This is a genomic window from uncultured Alloprevotella sp. (assembly GCF_963536905.1).
Taxonomy (GTDB): domain Bacteria; phylum Bacteroidota; class Bacteroidia; order Bacteroidales; family Bacteroidaceae; genus Alloprevotella.
Genome location: NZ_CAUTBW010000003.1, coordinates 73793 through 90943 on the forward strand (window position 1 = coordinate 73793; position 17151 = coordinate 90943).

The window sequence follows — 17151 nt, forward strand, 5'->3', positions numbered from 1 at the left end:
TTCTACCCGTTAGTCGGGTTGAGTGATAAAACAACGGAAGACTTTTATCCCCAGTGGGTAAAGTCTTCCGTTTTTGTTGTATAAAGTCAGTGCCTTATTCCTCTAATAAAGTGTTGAGCACCTTGCGGCTGAGGCGATGCGCCTTCGCTTCGTTTTGCAGCAGTTCGCGGATGTCGGGAGCTGCAAGGCGGGTACGGTTGCGCAGCAGTATGGGAATGAGCACTTCTGTTTGCTTCAGATGCGCATATTTGCCCAAAAGAACGGGAGTAGGGTAGCCGTAGTGACGGATAAAGTGGATGGCGCGGTCGAAGCAAATGGAGTCGGCCACAGCCATATTATTGACCAACATTGGTGAGGGGCTTTGCAGAAGCACATCATGTGCCCCTTGAGCGTAACTCCAAAGTTGAACGAGTTCTAAAGCCGCACTGTCGCGCTGCGTCAGTTTGTCGCGGTGGAGAAGTCCGTTGGAGGCCGTAGCTGAATAAGAAAGGCTACCGAATATAACCAGCAGTAAAAGCACGTGTTTCATCTTTTCGTTATTTTCTAAAGTCCATGATTTTGTGATTGGCTTTCTTTCGTCCGAGAGCCCGGAGTTGGTAGAAGCCGTGAGGGAGATCGGCTGTGTTAAATGTTGAGTCGGGACGGAAGCGACGTATTTCTCGTCCCGTATTGTCCACCACGACAAACGTTTCTGCATCCACGTTGAGCTGAGGCACTTTCTGCGAATCCGCCGAAGGAGACAAAGCAGTCATTTTCTTTTGTTGGCGGAGCGTTTCGAAGATGCCACCCATGGCTTGCAGTGGGTCGTTGTCGTAGCTGTGGGAGAGCCAATCGAACACTCCCTTCACGTTGTCCGTCAGAAACTTGCTGCGGAAGAGGCAGAAGCCGTTGAGATGTTGCGTGCGCAAGAAGTTGATTTGGCGTTGCAGCGCAACGAGTGGCCAATCCTTTTCGTTCGCCGACAAACAGTAGAGCCCCAATCCCGGAACTATTGCGCCGCGCTGAGCACGCTCTTTCCAGTCGAGCACAAAGGGGTAGAAATTATCCCCATCAAAGTACATCATCGGGAAGAGTACATCCATCGTTCCCTCGTTGAGCCACGCCACCGCGTCCTGATGCACCGCGTCGCGCGCATTCCAGCCCCGCGAACTCTGCCGAGCCATGTCTGCGTACTTTCCTACGGGCGAGCAACTCAGTACAATACCCGGTCGGACGCTATCTACAGCGCGGCGAATCTTACGCACCACGCGTGTCACGTTTTCCGTACGCCAGCGGTTGATGGGTTGCCCCTGTCCATAGCGCTTATAAGTTTGCGCGTCACTAAAGCGGATGCCGTTTTCGGGATAACGGATGTAGTCGAGATGAATCCCATCGACGTCATAGTTTTGCGCAATTTCTTGACAGATAGACGCAATATAGTCGCCCGTTGCTGGTACGCCAGGATCCATGAGGTACTGGTCGTTACTGAGCTGACAAAGCTCCGGATGGCGGCGCGGTAGCGAGCGGTTGCCCAGTCTTTTCATATCCGCCACTTTATTCACTGGGAACGCCACCACCCAAGCATGGAGTTCCATTCCGCGTTTGTGTGCCTCGTCAAGAGCAAAGCGCAGCGGATCGTAGTTGGGGCTCTTTCCTGGCGTACCAGTGAAAGCCCCGTCCCACGGCTCTATGTCCGAGGGATAAGCCGTTGTGCCGCGCAATCGAGTTTGGAAAAGTACTGTGTTGATACCCGCCTGCTGCAACCGATCGAAGATGTCGATGAGTTCTTGCTTTTGGCGAGTGATGCCCTCAGCGCTGTTGGCGCGCGTCTTTGGCCAGTCAAGCCCCATGAGTGTTGTGAGCCACACGGCGCGGTAGTCCTTCTTCTCCACCTTTGCGGACTGAGCCGAAAGGAGAGAGAATGTTGAAGAGAGGAGTAGGAGTGTGAGAAAAAGTTTCTTCATTCAATCAGAAAAAGATGAAACAAACCGATGGATGTTATTGCAGTTGCTTGTAGAGCTCACGGAGCGCAGCACGCGGCATACCGAGACTCACCGCCTTATCAAGGTCGCGTCGTGCCGCACCAAAGTCCTTTTGCTGAATCAGTACGCCAGCTCGTCCCACATAGAGTTCGCGGTTGTCGGGCGCAAGGCGCAGCGCTTGGTCGTAGTCGTTGCGGAGAGAGGGGAAGTTTTGTTGTTCCTCTTCTAAGTGGATGCGATAGAGCAGCGCATTGAGATCCTCGGGGTGTGCATTGATATAGATGCTGATGCGTTGCAGCGCCTCTTTTGGCCGTCCTTCCTTTTCGAGCGTCATAGCCAGCAGGATGGGCGCATTCGTATTGGAAGGATTGAACGAAAGCACCTTTTCCAAATCGTTGCGCGCATTGCTGTACTGTCGGTTTTGCAGATGAGCCGCTCCGCGCAAGAAGTAGAGCCGCTCCCGCAGCGAGTCGGTTTGTGCTGCCGGCATCAGCAAATCGCAGTCGGTGATGCACGCTTGCGGGTTGTTATCTTGCAGATAAACTGTAGCCCTGTCCATGCGCGCGCCATGATCCGACGGATTGAGGCGAAGCACCTCGGTGAAAGTCTCTATGGCTTCGCGATAGCGTCCTTGCGCAAGAGCAATCTGTCCCAAACTGCGCCGCAAGATATTGTTGCCTGGCGCTTTCGGACGAAGCTGCAAACATTCGCGGAAGAGACGTTCGGCGGCAGCGAGCGAATCGGAATGCAGATAATTGTATGCCCACTTCAGATTGTCGGCATACTTGAGCGAATCCTCACGTTCTTGTCGTGCGTCCTTTGTCTGCACGTCGTAGTCGTGGAGGTTTTTGGAACGCACGGTGGTAGCCCCTTTTCGGAGTTCCACAATGGTTTGGCCCGTCATCGGGATGATGCTGCCGAGCAGAAAGAGCAGCACTACTAATCGTTTCATACGGACAAAGATAGAGATAAAATAGGACAATGTGAAAAGCGAACTGCTCACGCAGCAGCTCATGTGTAGTCTTTAGATTTTTTTATTACTTTTGCGCCGAAAAAATTATATAACGCTTAACAAATAGCCCCTTATGATGCTATCGGAGAAAGGAAAAGCTTTCTTGCAATTGCATATCTCTGTCCTGCTGGCAGGTTTCACTGGATTGTTCGGTAGGTTGGTGTCGCTCGATGCCGCCCAGTTGTCTTGGTGGCGAATGATGCTAACCACACTCATCTTGGTCGTGTTCATCGGCTTTCCGCGCCTCCCTCTCAAGCGCGCTTTGCAATTGGCTGCTTGCGGTGGTTTGTTGGGCATCCACTGGGTGTTGTTCTACGCCAGTATTCAGTATGCCAATGTTTCCATTGGTGTGGTGTGCTACGCCCTTGTGGGCTTCTTCACCGCCATTGTCGAACCGCTCGTTTTCCATAAGAAATTCTCTCCTCGTGAGCTTGTCTATTCTCTCATCACCGTTGCCGGTCTCCTTTGCATCTTCTCACTCGACAGCCGCTACCGCTTGGGCATAGCTATAGGTAGTGTGGCCGCTTTCACGGCAGCGGTGGCCGCCATTTTTCTCAAGAAATACTCTCAAGAAGTGCGTTCGCGCGATGCGTTGGCTTATCAGATGATGGGCGGCTTCGTAGTGCTCACGTTGCTTGTTCCGCTCTATCTTGCAGCATTTACGGATGTTCCCACGCTCTTCGTTCTTCCACAAACGGTGGATCTTATGTGGATTTTCGGCCTGTCTTTGTTTTGCACCGTTGCCCTTTATCTCTTGCAGATTGCCGCCCTCAAAACGCTTCCCGCTTTTACGGTGGAACTGAGCTACAACCTCGAACCCATCTACACCATTTGCATGGCGTTTATCTTTTTTGGTGAAGGGCGCGAACTGAACTTTTCGTTCTATTTGGGCATAGGCCTTGTGGTGCTTAGCGTGCTTCTCCAAACGCGGCGAGCTATGAAGAGGAAAGAGGCGTAAAAGGATAGAGATTAATCTTCCTTCAACTTTCCGGTTTGAGATGCAACTAATTGATAATAGAATCCTTCCTTTTTAATGAGACTTTCATGATTACCTATTTCTACTATATTTCCATGGTCAAGCACAACGATTTGGTCTGCATGGCGAATAGTACTTAATCGGTGGGCAATAACAACAACGGTTCGATCAGTGAAAGCAGCATTCAGAGCTTCTGTTATCTTCCGTTCATTGATTGTATCCAAGGCATTGGTAGCTTCGTCAAGAAACAACATCTTTGGATTCCGATAGAGCGCGCGGGCTATCAATAAACGTTGACGCTGTCCGCCACTCAAGCCTCTTCCGTTTTCTCCCACCAAAGTATCAAATCCTTTGGGCATGGCATTGATTTCTTCGTCAATCTGAGCAATGCGGCAACACTCCCGCAATTTATCATAATCGATATGCTCATCGTCGAGAACTATATTGTTGAGTATACTCTCACTGAAAAGTTTTCCGTCTTGCATCACCACACCACAAAGTTCACGCCAGCGGCGAAGATTGATAGATTGCACATTCATGCCGCCCATCCTGATTGTGCCATATGTTGGGTTATACAGACGAACTAAAAGTTTTAATAATGTAGACTTGCCACAACCGCTCCCACCCACAATGGCCGTAACTTTATTTTCTGGAATGGTAAGATAAATGTTCTTTAAAACTAAAGGAGCATTGGGTGTATACTGGAACATGACATTTTCAAGCACGATGTCGCGGTGTTCAGGCAGAATATTTGTATTTCCAATGGAGAGAAGCTCCTCTTCATCATCAAGTTGGCGTATTTCATTCATACGAAGAAACGAAATCTTAGCGTATTGAGCGGACACAACGAAATTAATAAACTGTACCAAAGGCCCATTCAGCATTCCAATGATGAATTGTGTAGAGATCATTACACCGTAGGTGATATCGCCTTTGATGACAGCCGTAGCGCAGAAAAACGTGATAGCCATATTTTTCAAATTCTCAACAAATTGAGCTCCGAGATTCTGCATATTTGTAACCGCCAGTACCCGCTTGTTTATCTTATAAAGCCCGGCTTGTATACCTTCCCATTTCCAACGACGCGTTTGCTCATAGTTGTAAATCTTGATGTCTTGCATAGCCCCAACTGTCTCCACCCAATAGCTTTGATCACGTGAAATAAGTTCGAAATATTGCCAATCAAGTTTTTTACGAATGCGAAGAAACAATAGCACCCAACAAACATAAAGCAGAGAGCCACTTAAGAAAATAAAGAAAATAGTCGCATTGTAAATGAGCAAGATGATAGAGAATAATACAAATGTTAGTGAAGAGAATATTAATGCCAGCGAATTATTCATAATAAAGCTGCGAATGCGTTCGTGATCCTGTGCTCGCTGTAAAATATCACCTACTAATTTATTCTCAAAAAAAGTAATGGGCAACTTCATGAGCTTGATGAGATAATCGGTAATCAAGGCTATGTTCACACGTGCTGTAATATGCATCAAAATCCAATCCCGCAGTACGTTGAATACCATTACACTGAAGAGGATTACTACATTTCCTACAAGAATCATATTGATAAAACTCACATCACGGGTCTTTATGCCAACGTCTATTACAGCTTTCGAAATGAAAGGTAGTAGACCTTGCAGCAAGGTAACCATTAACATTATAAAAAAGATAAGGGTGAAGTTGCTACGGTATGGTAGGAAATATTTCAGAATACTGATGAAACTGCTCATTTGCTGTTTAATTTCAGCTTTTGTGTCAGCAAATGTTGTAGTAGGCTCTAATGCCAGAATAACTCCTTTGTCGGATCCTTTAAGCAGCCAACCCTCTTCAAATTCTGTTCTGTTGTATTTTACTCGTCCTTTCATCGGATCTGCTATAAAAATATGCCGACGGTTAACTTTATAAATTACAACAAAATGATTCTCATTCCAGAATAAGATTGCGGGGAAAGGTACGCGATTAACAAGATCTTCCGTATTACACTTAATTGCTAATGTACGAAGACCTATACTTTCAGCCCCTGTACTAATATCACGCAGCGAAACTCCTTCTTTGGTGATACCGCATTTGTCACGTAGACTCTGAAGAGAATAATATTTACCAAAGTATTTGGCCACCATTTTTAGTGCTGCAGGACCACAATCATGTGAATCCATCTGGTACTCTATTGGAAATTGTTTCCACATAGGGATTTATCTAATTATATTTTTGTGTTTTATTTTGAACTTTGTGATTTTAAATTGTCAAATAATCGTTCAATCAAGCGTCGTGGCTTGGTTAATATTTCGGCAGTTCCTTTCGATTCGAAATTTAGAGAGAGAGTCTTTCCAAAATTTGTTTGTAACCCATAAGGAAAAGCGATTCTTACTAGGTAAGTATTGACGCGTCGTTGCTGAATTTCTGTTGTGTTACTAAGTTGTGATATAGACTCTACTTTTCCTATGAGCATCCCATATTCATCATACGGGAAATCGTTTAGTTTAACATTAACGATTTGTCCTGATTTTATCTTACCTGCTCCAGTTGAAGGGATAACAGCTTCACCTATTACTTTGTTCTTTGCTGGAATGATAGTAAACGCTTCCTCCCCAGCCCGAATCATTGTATTTTCTCTCCAAAAGTTTAGATAGTCTAACTCTCCTTTGCTTGTAGCGACAAATAGATATTTCTCTTTCCAAAGACGCAGTTCGTTCTGCAGCGTGTTACGCTTAGCTTTCATGTCAGCAAAAGCTTCATCTAGTGTTTCTTGTTCTTCTAAGTGCGACCGAGCTATCTGTAACTGACCGCGTTGAATATCGGTTTGCTTGCTGTTGTGGGATGTTTGCAAATTCAGATAGGCTTCTGCTTGTGAGAGATAAGCATTTTGATTATTTTGGAACTCATATTTGCTGATAATTCCCTGCTTCAATAATATACTGTCTTTCCGAATCTGTTCTGCTAAATTAGCTCTTATCCTGCGTTGTAAGGCCAAAGTTGCACGCGCATTGTCCTCTTCTTTCCGACCTCCTTTTATTTGAGCTGCCAATTGAGTTCTTTCGTTTGCATATCGATTAGATTTTTCCAAACGCTTCCAATTCTGACAACTTATCATCCACGCATTATAACTAATACCTAATTCCCCAAACTCCAAATCGGTACGGAATGTTGTGGGGTGTTCTTGTGTAGCCAGTAAACTTTCAAGATAAAGATATGAATTATAGTCTACTCCATTTTCGATATAGGCAATAATGCTTCCCGGATGTACAGTAGCACCACGTTCCAAAAGAAGATGCATACGGCCGGTAGTTCCTGCAACCAAACGCACAGGAGCTGTCTGCCCGGTAAGACTGATTTCCCCATCCACTGTATCTGGATATTCAATGACAAATGAAAGAAACAGCATCACACTGACAAGAATCGTTATCACCATGACTGTCCACAACGTCCAGCGCGTCGGCATACGATCTATTATATCTTGTACTTCTTCAGAACGTTTGGGCATTATTCGTGCGCAGGTTTTTATGATAGATATAATGAATAAGACTGAGTCTTTGACTTGCAATTGCGAAAAAACGCTTTACACTTCCAGGTCTATTATTATGTTTTGTTACATCCGAATAACCAAAATCTCGTTGAATGGAGAGAAATGGGTAGACAGTCATTGCATTGTGTGAGAGTTGAGATAAAACGCCATCAGCCGTATCACCCTCTTTAAAGTCATATGAAAGAATAGGATTGAAAAGAGGTTGGAAGATAATGATAAATTGTGTGCTATAAAACCAGTCGATCCAATAGCGGTTAATATCTACAGGAACAGCAGTACCAAAACCGCCAATTCCGCCCGATAGAAGATCACACTCTTGCCGGTTAGCTCTTACAAGATTATAGAGCAAATAATCGGAGGTGTAAACATCTGTAAAAACATGATCATCTTCACAAATAAGAATCATGTCTTCATTACGGCTTTTTGCCAGTTGTACAATTTTTACTATACTCTCCCACAGTCCTATAGCTCCAACAGGATGTTCCACAGCTTCCACCCACGTTATATTAAACTCGGATCGTCCGGAAAACTGTTCTGTCATGTGTGTTCGACGTTCCGTTCGTACTTTTAAGTTAATAATATATGTAGGAATACACCAAGATTCAGCCTTTTTGTTCATTTTTATATTGTTCTACTGTTTGTTCGAAAATCTTAGTAACTTTTTTTGACCAAATATCCCAATTTAATCGTGTTTCGTATTCTCTTCGTGTATTTTTCCTTAGTTGTAAGTATGTCTTTTGATCAGAAAAAACCCTGATGATTTTATTTGCATATTCTTCTGCTTTGGCGCTTAAAGGCAATAAAAATCCGTTTTTACCTTCTTTAATTGCACCAATAGTCCCTCCTACTCGAGTTGCAATGCTAGGAACTCCATATGCTGAAGCTTCTGCAAAAACGATTCCGAAAGCTTCGAACCGAGTAGGTAAAATTAAAAAATGAGCATTATAAAGTATAGAACAAAGTTTTCCTAAATCAGCTGGTTTATTTTTATCCAAAAAAGGGATAATTTCGATATTGTCTGGTATAGGTTCTCCTATAGGAGGTATGCAACCTATAAAAGTCATTTTGCAAGGAAAAGCTTTACGCTGAAGAATACGGAATGTTTCAAATGCTATGTCTCCTCCTTTGTTCTTCCAACTTCGGCCAATAAAGACTATATGGCAATATGATAAATCAATATTAACTTGATAGTTTACAGGATGAGGTAGATTGGCACCAAAGTTTATAATTTCTATTTTGGCCCTGTCACAATTATAGTAATTGACAGCACATTCTCTGGGCCACTCTGAGGCATAAAGAATTTTAGTATATATCTGATTCAAAGCTTTTCGCTCACATTCTATCATAGACGGGACGTAGGCCCTATGATTTTCTTGGCGGAATTCTATCATTTGAGTAAAGGTTGTATCGCTTAAATTTATGACAGGAATATCTATGTCTAAAAAGGCATCAATATATAAATCGCCAAAGAAGACTAGATCTGCATCTGATATATTCTTTATTCGTTCACTGCAAAGCGCTCCTATCAGCTGACAATATCGCTCCACTTCTTTAGGTCGGGTAAAACAAACTTCAGAAAAAAATCTCATTTGTTCCAATAAACCGCGCCCAACTATTGTGACTTGGTGTAAACGCTGTAATGCTTTTAAAATGTGGTTTGTTGTACCCGACCAATGATGTATCGAAAAGGGGTCACCAGTGCTTAAAAAGACTATATGCATTTCCTCTTTCTAACCTTTGATACCTAGGTAGACCTATCTTCCAGCGATTGAATGTCTCTTTCCTCTGATTGTCAAGTTGCTTGTTGTCTTTATCTGTGTGAAGGGTTTTGTTTTTATAGATCTCCATAAAATGACCAGGTAGAAAACGTCCGTCTGCAAGTTGAATTCCGTGCAAAGCAAAAGGCTCTATCCGCTTTATCTGAATCTGAAGCATCTTGAATATTCGCTTTTCTTCAGAAGTATAGTTATCGTCCAATGGATGCAGAATTAGATGTCCCGTTCTATCCACTTCTACAAAAAAAGTGCGATTAAATTTCTCTACTTTTACATCTTTCATGTATATAGAAAGTTCGTGGGCGAGCAGAATATAAGCTGTAGCCATATAATAAGGATTGTCCCAATCACCTCGTGTCTCGTCATTGCCTCCAAGATAACCTATAGCACGTGATACATAATCAGAGGTGGTGAAAGACAAATCAAAAACAGAACCTCGATATTGTCCGTTCTTTATTCCTAAATACGCCGTTCTGCGGCAAGCAGTAAAACCTACATACGGAAAAGTGTGTACTGCAACCTGATGAAAACCGTCTCGAAGATGGAAAGGGAGCACCTTGACTACGTTTCCCCAAAAGTCTGTTAGTAGTTCATAACCATAATGCTTTATAGCTGCGTTCCAAGCCACGGTGTCTTTCTGCTTTGTTTCTACATTATATAGCGCTACAATACGTATATCAGGCCAATCACTATTGTTATCTCTTATAATCTGCCATTGAGGGACTACATGGTGTTGTTTGAAAAATAGTGTGTCTGAATAGATAGGGGAGAGAAACCAACTTGTCTCACCAAATAATTCATGAGAGGTAGTCGTTGTTTTTCCTTCCTTCTCCATGAAATCCTTGTAGGTCGTTTTTATTTCTTCCAAGGAAACAACAGGACGTACAAATGTCACTTTCATGCTGTCATTCCATGTTTGCACATTTTGTGCAAACAGCGTATTATAAGGAATAGACAACAATATTAATAGTTTTATTAAGGTTTTCATGATATAGAATTTTACCAGTCTTCACTTAGCCCTGCAGGACTTGTCCGATGAAAGCCATATTGTACTTCCCCTTTTCCAGCAGAGCCTTGATAAACAACCCATTGATTGCTTTCTGCATCATAATAAGCACTTTTTTTGACTCCTTTCTTTGCATCTTCCTCTGCAAGATCTCTATCTGACTCAGAGAGCTTATAGCTTGGTTCTGTTTCACTATGTGGATCGAAAAAAGGATGAGTATGATATGAAAGATCATATCCTCCCTGCAAGTCGGAAGGACGATACACAGCCATCGAAAGTCCAGAACTGTAAAGTCTGCCACCTCTATTTCCCGTGGAATCAATCATGGCTCCCCATTCTACTTTTGTCCGTTCAGCCAAATAAGCTAACAGTTCTTTTGTCACTGCGGTACCAGAAATATCTGTTATAGGATAACCATCAAAACAAACATTTGGATCGGCTGTAGATTTATTAGAAATACTTCCGTTTGTCGCAAAAGGCGTGGATCCGCCTCTTTTAGGATCATAAACGACCCAGTAAGTTTTATCGCTTTCATCAGACATCTGTTGGTATGCAGATATCTTGCTTAAAATGGAGTTGTCTGAAATGACTGCTCCGTTGCAATCCACTACGATAATGCCACCACCTATATAAGTGTGTTGTTCTTCTTTGCTCAAAGCAGCAAAAGATGTTGCTAATTGTTCAAGAGTTTGGCGTGTAATTTTTTTTGCCATAATAATATTATGATGTTAGAGATTAGTATATAATTCTAATATTTTAGAATTATGTTCATGAATTTAATTATATTGCTTTCTGCCTTTGGATTTTCTTAAAGTATTTTCAGCTATCTCTCGTATGAGTAGCAAGAAGGTATAAGAGAGAATCTATTTCTTTTTTATTCAATAATAGCTGTCGCTTCATATTCATTAGACATTCTAATAAATTTCTCCACTCGCTATTTTCTGATGCAAATTGTTCTAAAATTGCGCAGTGCATGCGGTGTGGTATTGAGCTATCATCTGTGTTCGTCCTTTTGTTTGCAGATAGAGGCATAAATACTAACTCTTGCGATTCAATATAAAATTGACCTCCGTGGACAACAATGTCTGCCCACAAACCATATTCACCTTCAGCCTTTCGAAAACATAAGTTATGTTTTTGTAAAAAAGAACGCTGAATAAGTGCCGTGCCCAAATAGATGATATTTTCGCGACTGAATTCCGAAACAGGTGATTTAATAAGACCATACTGCGTGGAGTTTTGTCTTTTCCTTAAAAACGAATGTATGCTTGTTGCGCACACAATAAGATCTTTTTGGTCGCAAAAATGAACAAGTTGAACTTGCAATTTATCAGATAGCCAGACAGAGCCTGCTTGAGCTAATGCAATAAATTCACCTTTGGCTGTAGTTAAGCCTAAGTTCCATGCATCTTCAATTGAAGTTGAAGTATCCATTATATGTGTTCGGTCATCTTTCTTGACAAATATGTTAGCTCTTTCACCAATTGGTAAAATTGAAATTTCAAAGCAGCTATAACTCTGATTGTAGAGACTCTCATAGGTGTCTTTCCATGTAGAATACGGACCTATTACAGGAAGCAAAATAGATACAAGAGGGTCCTGTTTTGTCATAATAGGTTATTTTGAGGATTGCACAAATAAAGTATCCATCTCGATAAGCCACTTAGTAGAGATGAGGGTGGAGTATTAGGGCGCAGATTGGGAATCAGCTTTTTGGAAAGAATTCGGATACGAAGAGAGGTATATTCTTTTGGTAACAGAGAGACTGCATTAAGGATAGAAATTTGTTCATCCAAGAAAGCATGAGAAAAATACATATTTTTTAGTCCATACCGTATGTTTTCATCAATGATGTCTTGATATTCATCACTTTCATCCATTTCTGCTATTGCTGCTAAAGAAGAGCCTAAGTGCAGAGATTTAGCAATTCGTCCTTCTTTAAAAAGCTGCAAGAATGCTTGCAAGAGAGTCCTTGAATAATGTTTATATTTAGCAGTCTTTACAAGCTTCAGGTAAGTATTAAAAAGGCCGATGACAGATTGCTTCTTCCCAACATAATGTGGATCTCGCCAATCGAAAAACTGAATAGATAGAAAAAGTTCTATTCCTTGCAAAAATTTATTGATAACAGATTGAATTTCCGATTTGTCAGAAAGTGGTTTTACTGCCGAAAGAAATTGCACGACTCTTGTTGTAGAAAGTAAAGTGTTAGGCTGTAAATCCACTTTTTCATAGGCATTCAAGATAAGTTGTAATTTATCTGAAAACAATTCATTAAAATCGGCTTCAAGAAAATTCCTTTGTATGAGATATATAAGAGCCATGCCTATACCTGAAAGTCCGCTTTCATAACTTTTATCAAAGGAATGGGAAACAAGAGCATGCTGAATAAGATTAAAAGCTCGTTCTTCTACTTCTTTATCTTCTAATACTTTTGCTGCTTCAAAAAGAGCTATAGAGATACCTGCCATACCGAAGTAAATTCCTGGAGTTTTCACAGTTGGAACTTCTACTAAGACATGTTTTACTAATTGTCCGATGAGTGTCTTATCTATTGTATGCATAGGTGATATAGTATGGCAACAATTGTTAGTATGCTTTTATATGCTTTATCATAATTGATGGTACAAAGATATATAAAGATATATAAAGGTATATTCAATATTAAACGTTTTTTGTGAATTTTAAATAACCAAAACATCTCTTTTACAAAAAAAAGACTGCGGAGAGCGAAAAATAAAACGTTCAGTCTATAGAAGTTAGCTTATCGTAATATTCTTCAAACTAATCTTTGATTGGAACTTTCGCACGAAAGTGCTGATACGCGTCTTTCATGATCTGCTTCTCCTTCTTATAATTGGCAATGCTATTATATAAAAAGAAATCTTGCTGCTGAGAAATATTTAAAGCAGGTCCTTGCCAATAGGCTTGCCAAAAGAGGATTTGACGAGTCTCAGATTCTGCAGCGATAAGAGTAAACGCACGTTGTACGTTCTTTCCCATCAAAGTTCTCATATACTGCAAGTGATAGTTGTATGCATCCGCTTGCCAATGAGTTTCAACTATAATGTTAAATAATCGGTGTATTTTTTCTACCTCAGAGATATAAGTTATTTTTTTAAAGCGTTTAAATACGCTATGGCATCTAATTCTGTTGTGCAAAATCTGTTAGAAACAAAACAAGACTGAAGTTCTTCAAAATTTGCTGGATAAGCAGTGAAAAAATGCGCTGAGCAATACTGTCTTTTGATGTTTTTTGTAAAGATTCATAAGATGATACTAACTTTTCTACCCCTGTTTTTTCTTGAGAAAAAGCTATCAAAGGACACCATATAGAAGCGAAAAGTAGAGTTAACGTGCGCATCTTTTAATGATCTTTTTTGTTATAATATTCATAACAATCCCACTATTTCCATGTTGTTTAAATAGCGCAAAAAGTTCATCTCGTTTTTTTGCTTTCTATTACCATGTAATCATCTTTACCACATTCTTGTTTTCCAGATCCAGGAAGAGGTCATCCACATGTGTCTTTACCTGTATTTCCCTCATGAATTTTTATACCAGATCTGCCAGGAACTCCAGACAATTCATAATAGCCTGTTCTTCCATGAAAAGTGGTAGGTATAACGTTATAACTGCCATTAGTTATTGCTGTATCAGAACCGCTTATTCTTTCTTTAGCTGGATCATAACGAGGTTCTAGGAAATAACCAGTTGATTGCGAGATGACATTACCATAGTCATCATAGGCTGTGGCCGTATAGATACTACCTGTACTATTCTTTCCAAAATAAGAACGCACAACATCTACAACTACATGATCTCCGCCAACATAACAAGATTGTTCTTCGCAGTTCAATATTTGCATGTCTTTTCTTAATAATGCGAGAGTCTTCTTTTTATTTTCATAAAATAAAATTTTGATGATTTGTAATTGGTTACAAATATATTTAAGGTTCGACTACTTATCTCTACTATTATATTCCCTGTAAGAATCATGCTGATAAAACTCACATCATGGGGCTTTATTCTAACATCTGTTACCTCTTCAAATCCCATTAACAAGAAAAGGGTTTGAAGAGGTATTAAAAAGAATTCTTACTCGCTGATTATCTGTAAAAAGGCATCAATGCGTTCTCCTTCATCCTTCGTGAGATGGGGGATTTGTTTTTTTAATAGATTTATACGTGAGCATAGTTGTTCTTTATCAGCCGTCAACTGATAGTTGATGAAGAGAAGTCGGATGTGAGTGTTCCAATCTCTTGGCTGGACGCTAAGATGTTCTGTACACAAGCGCTCTGCCTTTCGGAAAAAAAACTCTGCATTTTCCTTGTCGCCGGTTTCTTTTGCTGCCAAAGCCCTAAAAGTTAAAAGGCGTATATCGGTAGGGTAGATAGATAGTCCCTTATTCAAATAATTTATCATGTCAACCTTGTCCATTGCTGTAGCTTGCAGCTCATAATATCCCGGGAGAAAATTAGGATGAGACCGGAGTAGTGAGCACAAAAGACGAGCGTATTTTGTGCTTTTCGCTTTAAATAAAGACATTTCATCAACAGGAGAATCATTATAATATTCTCGTAAAATATTGAAAAAACGCTTCCAGACCTTTATGGGATACTTGTTCAAGATTGTTTTTGTTGTCGTTGGCACAAGGATTCGCTTAGATGTGTCGACAGAGGAAGTGAGAATGCCATAACCATCATTTAACAAACGGACGTTGTAAGTTACAGGCTCTAATTCTCCTTTGCTTATCCAATTGTTCCAATCACTTGCATAACTTTGTTTGCTTGAAACATTGGCAGGTACATCAAGTATTTTCCGCGAATCAGGTTGTAGGGTCAATTGAAAAACACTGTCCGTAGAAGAAATCTTGTCCGTTTCTCCATGATAGAAATAAACGATATACCCTTCTCTGGCTGTAACAAACTCGTCTGTAGTCATATTCAGCACACATTGTTTTTTGCCATTTTTTATTTGGAAGGACATCTCAAAATCTTCTGGAATGAGCTGCATCCAGGGGGTGGTGTCCAAGTTGCGCAACGAGAAAGACGCAGCATAGTCTACCTGCTGCCCTTTTCCTGCCACTGATAGTAAAAAAAAGAGGAATAATAAGATCTTACTATATTTCATACATTTGGTATTATAAAGTTATTTCAACATGAATACATCCTTTTTCATACAGGACTTTGCAGCCTTCTTGTTTCAATGCATCTTTCAATTTGCTAATTTGAGATGCTGATAAATTCTGCTTGTTTATATCAAAAACATGTACCTTTTATTGTTTTATCTATTTATCACTTCATATTTCGGAAGAACCTAATATGTTCTCTATAATTCTATCCGAACTCTCTTACGCACGGCTGCCTCGAGATAGTCCATAATTCGCCATGTTGTTCCTTTTTTTTGAATGTGATAGTAACGTCCGGAAAGAATCCTGCCGTCAGAGACATAGAGGGGAGTTAGTGTCCATTTTGGTAAGTGGGTGAAGTAGTCAGTAAGCAGAGCCACATCTTTCTTATTATTGTCTGAAAGAGTTTCAGGTGTCAGAATATCTATGCTGATATTTCCTGTAGATGAAACATAGGCAATCAGATTGTAATCAGCGGTGTCTGAAGATAATTTGTAATGCTGACCTTTAGCATTTAACTCTTCACTCATCACGCACGATTGAGCAAACAATCGCTTAATGTCCCAATATATCCCACCATCGAAAACAAAGGAGACATTATTTTTGAAAAGTGCATATTCGTTAGCCTTAGTAAAGTACGCACTTTTATATGTTTCAAAAGCCTGATGCTGTCGTTGTCCTTTTAATACCTCAAAACAACCGAATTCGTTAGAGACTACAAAGCCAAAGTATGGAAGAGGATTTGTTATGAAGCAGAATTTACCATTGAGCCAAACAGCTGGAATTTTGGTTGTATCTGACTTTGTTTGTTCAGAGACAAGTCTCTTTGTATCTTCCTTCATTAACGAAGCATCTGATTTGGACACACAAAAATCATAAGGCTCTTCTTCCGTTCGTAGATGAAAGAACCAATCTGCATTGATATGCTTGTTTCCCGAAGGAAGACTCGTTGATGGAGTACTGACAAACATGACTGTCCCCAGAGGCCACCCAATAAGTTTCTCGCACGATTTATTTTTAGATTTCAACTCTTTATCAAGAGGTCGTATGGATTCCCAATGCGGAGCTGCATGGAAAAAGGACGCACGCATTTCATCCAGTGACACATATTGCAGCGAGGGAAGAGACAACAATAAGCCTTTATCTCCTCTCATACATTGTTGGGCATATGATGGGACACTCAATAAAACAGCTAAAATGAACAAGATGTTATGCATTTGTTAATATCTTTTTTTCTTTCGCTATTTGAATGAAAACTTCGATCCATATTTTTTTCTGTAACCTCACCGTCTTCAGGAACACCTTCATAGGAAATGAACTCCCCTGTTGTAGATTCATATACTACAGCATGAGAAAAACCATAAATCCGTAGTTCGTCAAAGGAACTCGTATCAGTATGAGACGGACCATAAGCATATCCGTCTTGATAAGGATGGCTATGATACATTGTATCGTAAAGATTCTTTTGTATTCTAAAGCAAATTCCTGGAGTTTTCACAGTTAGAACTTCTACTAAGACATGTTTTACTAATTGTCCGATGAGTGTCTTATCTACTGTAGGTATAGATGACATAGCATGATAACAATTATTAGTGTGCTTTATTATAATTAGCGCTACAAAGATTCATAGAAAATTGTTTAACGCCAAATGTTTCTTGTAAATTTTCAACAACTAAAACATCTCTTTTACAAAAAAGGTTCATCCCCGAATTGTACAGGTATTTTATGAATAAAGAAAAGTACCATTGCAATTCTGGGATGAAGGCT

Annotated in this window: 18 protein-coding genes; 1 reads left to right on the forward strand and 17 read right to left on the reverse strand. The window is 40.7% G+C overall.

Features of this window, described 5'->3' with window-relative positions; genetic code table 11:
* Positions 1-94 precede the first annotated feature (94 nt).
* Genes ABLA33_RS01025 through ABLA33_RS01035 form a run of 3 tightly spaced genes read right to left on the reverse strand, consistent with a single transcriptional unit; the run spans position 95 to position 2913 of the window.
* Positions 95-529 (reverse strand): hypothetical protein, encoded by a 435-nt coding sequence (locus tag ABLA33_RS01025; protein ID WP_311490683.1) that lies wholly within the window; start codon positions 527-529, stop codon positions 95-97.
* Positions 530-536: 7 nt separating this feature from the next.
* Complete coding sequence (locus ABLA33_RS01030; protein WP_311490681.1) at positions 537-1943, reverse strand: family 10 glycosylhydrolase; 1407 nt, start codon at positions 1941-1943, stop codon at positions 537-539.
* A 34-nt stretch (positions 1944-1977) separates the two neighbouring features.
* Positions 1978-2913: a tetratricopeptide repeat protein gene (locus tag ABLA33_RS01035; RefSeq protein WP_311490679.1), complete on the reverse strand. Its 936-nt coding sequence runs from the start codon at positions 2911-2913 to the stop codon at positions 1978-1980.
* A 133-nt stretch (positions 2914-3046) separates the two neighbouring features.
* On the opposite strand from ABLA33_RS01035, the gene ABLA33_RS01040 reads away from it, so the two are divergent.
* On the forward strand, positions 3047-3931 hold the full coding sequence (locus ABLA33_RS01040; protein ID WP_347718892.1) for a DMT family transporter: 885 nt from the start codon (positions 3047-3049) through the stop codon (positions 3929-3931).
* A gap of 11 nt (positions 3932-3942) precedes the next feature.
* Here ABLA33_RS01040 and ABLA33_RS01045 read toward each other — a convergent pair whose 3' ends face one another.
* The 14 genes from ABLA33_RS01045 to ABLA33_RS01110 form a co-directional block, all read right to left on the reverse strand.
* On the reverse strand, positions 3943-6135 hold the full coding sequence (locus tag ABLA33_RS01045) for a peptidase domain-containing ABC transporter (protein ID WP_347718893.1): 2193 nt from the start codon (positions 6133-6135) through the stop codon (positions 3943-3945).
* Positions 6136-6164: 29 nt separating this feature from the next.
* The gene (locus tag ABLA33_RS01050; RefSeq protein WP_347718894.1) at positions 6165-7430 is read right to left on the reverse strand and encodes an HlyD family efflux transporter periplasmic adaptor subunit; all 1266 of its coding nucleotides are present in this window, start codon (positions 7428-7430) and stop codon (positions 6165-6167) included.
* Positions 7414-8013 carry a glycosyl transferase gene (locus ABLA33_RS01055; protein WP_347718895.1) on the reverse strand — a complete coding sequence of 200 codons (600 nt, stop codon included), beginning with the start codon at positions 8011-8013 and terminating at the stop codon, positions 7414-7416. Before ABLA33_RS01055 ends, ABLA33_RS01050 begins: the two co-directional genes overlap by 17 nt.
* A gap of 61 nt (positions 8014-8074) precedes the next feature.
* Positions 8075-9193: a glycosyltransferase family 4 protein gene (locus ABLA33_RS01060; RefSeq protein WP_347718896.1), complete on the reverse strand. Its 1119-nt coding sequence runs from the start codon at positions 9191-9193 to the stop codon at positions 8075-8077.
* Positions 9165-10235, reverse strand: coding sequence for a hypothetical protein (locus tag ABLA33_RS01065; RefSeq protein WP_347718897.1), 1071 nt, complete (start codon positions 10233-10235; stop codon positions 9165-9167). Before ABLA33_RS01065 ends, ABLA33_RS01060 begins: the two co-directional genes overlap by 29 nt.
* Before the next feature lie 11 nt (positions 10236-10246).
* Complete coding sequence (locus tag ABLA33_RS01070; RefSeq protein WP_347718898.1) at positions 10247-10966, reverse strand: hypothetical protein; 720 nt, start codon at positions 10964-10966, stop codon at positions 10247-10249.
* A 106-nt stretch (positions 10967-11072) separates the two neighbouring features.
* Positions 11073-11864, reverse strand: coding sequence for a glycosyltransferase family A protein (locus ABLA33_RS01075; RefSeq protein ID WP_347718899.1), 792 nt, complete (start codon positions 11862-11864; stop codon positions 11073-11075).
* A complete protein-coding gene (locus ABLA33_RS01080; protein WP_347718900.1) occupies positions 11861-12817 on the reverse strand; it encodes a hypothetical protein in 957 nt (318 codons plus the stop codon). Before ABLA33_RS01080 ends, ABLA33_RS01075 begins: the two co-directional genes overlap by 4 nt.
* Before the next feature lie 220 nt (positions 12818-13037).
* Positions 13038-13256, reverse strand: a complete 219-nt coding sequence (locus ABLA33_RS01085) for a hypothetical protein (RefSeq protein WP_347718901.1) — start codon at positions 13254-13256, stop codon at positions 13038-13040.
* 142 nt (positions 13257-13398) lie between these two features.
* The gene (locus tag ABLA33_RS01090) at positions 13399-13617 is read right to left on the reverse strand and encodes a hypothetical protein (protein ID WP_347718902.1); all 219 of its coding nucleotides are present in this window, start codon (positions 13615-13617) and stop codon (positions 13399-13401) included.
* Positions 13618-13767: 150 nt separating this feature from the next.
* Positions 13768-14121, reverse strand: a complete 354-nt coding sequence (locus ABLA33_RS01095; RefSeq protein WP_347718903.1) for a DUF5675 family protein — start codon at positions 14119-14121, stop codon at positions 13768-13770.
* A 230-nt stretch (positions 14122-14351) separates the two neighbouring features.
* Complete coding sequence (locus ABLA33_RS01100; protein ID WP_347718904.1) at positions 14352-15386, reverse strand: hypothetical protein; 1035 nt, start codon at positions 15384-15386, stop codon at positions 14352-14354.
* Positions 15387-15584: 198 nt separating this feature from the next.
* Entirely contained in the window at positions 15585-16601 is a 1017-nt protein-coding gene (locus ABLA33_RS01105) for a DUF5030 domain-containing protein (protein WP_347718905.1), read from the reverse strand.
* A complete protein-coding gene (locus ABLA33_RS01110; RefSeq protein ID WP_347718906.1) occupies positions 16577-16957 on the reverse strand; it encodes a hypothetical protein in 381 nt (126 codons plus the stop codon). The genes ABLA33_RS01105 and ABLA33_RS01110 overlap by 25 nt, the downstream gene beginning before the upstream one ends.
* Positions 16958-17151 lie beyond the last annotated feature (194 nt).

Coding starts and splice junctions, on each gene's coding strand:
- ABLA33_RS01045 (WP_347718893.1), bottom strand. CDS start 6,135: ATGTGGAAACAATTTCCAATAGAGTACCAGATGGATTCACATGATTGT.
- ABLA33_RS01075 (WP_347718899.1), bottom strand. CDS start 11,864: ATGACAAAACAGGACCCTCTTGTATCTATTTTGCTTCCTGTAATAGGT.
- ABLA33_RS01025 (WP_311490683.1), bottom strand. CDS start 529: ATGAAACACGTGCTTTTACTGCTGGTTATATTCGGTAGCCTTTCTTAT.
- ABLA33_RS01050 (WP_347718894.1), bottom strand. CDS start 7,430: ATGCCCAAACGTTCTGAAGAAGTACAAGATATAATAGATCGTATGCCG.
- ABLA33_RS01065 (WP_347718897.1), bottom strand. CDS start 10,235: ATGAAAACCTTAATAAAACTATTAATATTGTTGTCTATTCCTTATAAT.
- ABLA33_RS01035 (WP_311490679.1), bottom strand. CDS start 2,913: ATGAAACGATTAGTAGTGCTGCTCTTTCTGCTCGGCAGCATCATCCCG.
- ABLA33_RS01030 (WP_311490681.1), bottom strand. CDS start 1,943: ATGAAGAAACTTTTTCTCACACTCCTACTCCTCTCTTCAACATTCTCT.
- ABLA33_RS01105 (WP_347718905.1), bottom strand. CDS start 16,601: ATGCATAACATCTTGTTCATTTTAGCTGTTTTATTGAGTGTCCCATCA.
- ABLA33_RS01060 (WP_347718896.1), bottom strand. CDS start 9,193: ATGCATATAGTCTTTTTAAGCACTGGTGACCCCTTTTCGATACATCAT.
- ABLA33_RS01095 (WP_347718903.1), bottom strand. CDS start 14,121: ATGCAAATATTGAACTGCGAAGAACAATCTTGTTATGTTGGCGGAGAT.
- ABLA33_RS01100 (WP_347718904.1), bottom strand. CDS start 15,386: ATGAAATATAGTAAGATCTTATTATTCCTCTTTTTTTTACTATCAGTG.
- ABLA33_RS01080 (WP_347718900.1), bottom strand. CDS start 12,817: ATGCATACAATAGATAAGACACTCATCGGACAATTAGTAAAACATGTC.
- ABLA33_RS01085 (WP_347718901.1), bottom strand. CDS start 13,256: ATGGGAAAGAACGTACAACGTGCGTTTACTCTTATCGCTGCAGAATCT.
- ABLA33_RS01090 (WP_347718902.1), bottom strand. CDS start 13,617: ATGCGCACGTTAACTCTACTTTTCGCTTCTATATGGTGTCCTTTGATA.
- ABLA33_RS01110 (WP_347718906.1), bottom strand. CDS start 16,957: ATGTCATCTATACCTACAGTAGATAAGACACTCATCGGACAATTAGTA.
- ABLA33_RS01055 (WP_347718895.1), bottom strand. CDS start 8,013: ATGACAGAACAGTTTTCCGGACGATCCGAGTTTAATATAACGTGGGTG.
- ABLA33_RS01040 (WP_347718892.1), top strand. CDS start 3,047: ATGATGCTATCGGAGAAAGGAAAAGCTTTCTTGCAATTGCATATCTCT.
- ABLA33_RS01070 (WP_347718898.1), bottom strand. CDS start 10,966: ATGGCAAAAAAAATTACACGCCAAACTCTTGAACAATTAGCAACATCT.